Here is a 1594-nt window from a genome sequence, read left to right on the forward strand (position 1 = left end):
GGGTCGATGCTGGGTGCCTCGGTGCTGCAGCCGGGTCACTCAACGGCGCGCCATCATCATGCGCCGGATTCGTCAGTGGTTGATCTGAATCCCCCCGCACCGTTCGAGTTGCGTGACCATGCTCGTTCTGTGCCGGCGGCGGTGCAGCCAGATCCTCCAATAGTGGTCTCCGACGGTCGCGGCTGCAAGCGTCCTCTCTATTCCAACGATGCGACCGTTGTCGAAGGGCTGAGGTCAGCCTACGCGGGTAAGGCCAAGGAGCGCACGGTCACGGACCATGTAAATTCTCTTCTCGGCTTTGGTCGTTGGCTCTTTGCTAATAACAAGCCGGGATTTGCTGCTCGGCTTGACGATCCGTTGCTGGATCAGGATCTCAAGGAGTACCAGCGCGAGAGTGGCTCCTCGAATGTGGCTGTGGCACTGGGTCGTCTCAAGACGTGGGCGGGCGGAGCGCCAGTGAGGGACCGCCCTGCCCTGAATCCCGACCCTGCCGACGCCGTGCTCATCAAAGAGTACACAGCGGCTCTCATCAAAGAGCACAAAGAAGCGCCTGCGACCGGGCTGAATCCCAAAACCATTGAGGCCTATGGATCTGCTCTTAGACGTTTCAGTCAATACCTGGTTGAAAACAAAAAGCCGGGGATTGCGGCTCGGCTTCACGAGGGGTCGCTGGATGAAGATGCCAAACGCTATAAGGACTCCAGTGGTGACCGGAGGATGGCTGCACTAGCTCATCTCCGGAAGTCCGCACCCGGGCGCGAAAAAATTGCCCTTGCTGCTCGTCGGGAAGACGTAGTCGGCATGGAGGCTCGTGCCATTGGGGACGCCGCTGCGCAGCACAGCGGGCCGCAGAAGGCATTGGGTCGGCCAGAGTATCTCCCTGGGAAAGCTAAGCAGCTGAGCGAGATCGGCAATTCAGGCGCTCGCGTGCTGATGCAGGCCCCCACCCATCAAGTGGGTGCATTGCCATGGGAAGCGCAGCCCATGATGCAAGGGAGCGGACAAGAACACGCCGCGGCACTGCATACCGGAGGCAGTGGGTCGATGCCAGGTGCCTCGGTGCTGCAGCCGGGTCACTCAACGGCGCGCCATCATCATGCGCCGGATTCGTCAGTGGTTGATCTGAATCCCGCCGCACGGGTCGAGTTGCGTGACCATGCTCGTTCTGTGCCGGCGGCGGTGCAGCCAGATCCTCCAATAGTGGTCTCCGGTCACGACAAGGGTCCTCTTTATTCCAACGATGCGACCGTTGTCGAAGGGCTGAGGTCAGCTTACGCGGGGGCCAGCCGGCGCACGGTCACGCGCTACGCAAATTCTCTTTCCGGCTTTGGTCATTGGCTCGTTAAAAACAACAAGCCGGGATTTGCTGCTCGGCTTGACGATCCGTTGCTGGATCAGGATCTCAAGGAGTACCAGCGCGAGAGTGGCTCCTCGAACGTGGCTGTGGCACTGGGTCGTCTCAAGACGTGGGCGGGCGGAGCGCCAGTGGTGGACCGCCCTGTCCGGAATCCCTACCCTGCCGACGCCGCGCTCATCAGAGATTACACAGCGGCTCTCATCAAAGAGTACAAAGAAGCGCCTGCGACCGGGCCGA

The 1594-nt window shown here is 60.9% G+C and carries 1 pseudogene; it reads left to right on the forward strand.

The window, feature by feature from the left end:
- Positions 1-75: 75 nt before the first annotated feature.
- Positions 76-1594 (forward strand): annotated as a pseudogene (locus NKI49_RS33145) (hypothetical protein); the annotation flags it as partial.

It is taken from the genome of Mesorhizobium sp. M0587 (assembly GCF_040320945.1).
Lineage (GTDB): Bacteria > Pseudomonadota > Alphaproteobacteria > Rhizobiales > Rhizobiaceae > Mesorhizobium.